Annotated in this window: 1 protein-coding gene; it reads left to right on the top strand. The window is 67.5% G+C overall.

The window, feature by feature from the left end; all coding sequences use genetic code 11:
- A partial coding sequence (locus F0Q45_RS26675; RefSeq protein WP_188113204.1) for a polyketide synthase dehydratase domain-containing protein occupies positions 1 to 502 on the top strand: 502 nt, incomplete at both ends.

Genomic DNA, 502 nt, shown 5'->3' with positions numbered 1-502 from the left:
CCTGATCAGCGGGCGGCTCTCCACCACCACCCACCCCTGGCTGGCCGGCCACAAAGTCGGCGACACCGTCATCTTTCCGGCCACCGGATTCCTCGACCTGCTGCTATATGCCGGCGGCCAAACAGGCTGCCCCACCGTCGAGGAACTCATCCTGCACACCCCCCTGCCGCTGGCCGACCACCATTCCGCCGACCTGCAAATCACCATCCATCCCCGCAACGACGCTGGTCGGCAAGCCGTGACCGTGCATTCCCGCACCAGCGGCGACCACCATGACCACACGTGGGTCCTGCACGCCAGCGCCACCCTCAGCGCTGAGCAAACCTCCACACCCGCTCACACACCAGTGCCGGTGTTGCAGGCCATCGATTCCGACGGCTTCTATGAACCGCTGGCCGCCCAGGGCTTGGGCTACCAGTCGCCGTTCCAGGGCGTGCTCGCCATTGGCCGCGATCCCGCCGACCCCGATACCGTCGAGGCCGAGATCGCCCTGCCCCCAGAC

It is taken from the genome of Mycobacterium simiae (assembly GCF_008370645.1).
Lineage (GTDB): Bacteria > Actinomycetota > Actinomycetes > Mycobacteriales > Mycobacteriaceae > Mycobacterium > Mycobacterium simiae_A.
This window is presented reverse-complemented; position numbering and strand designations above follow the sequence as displayed.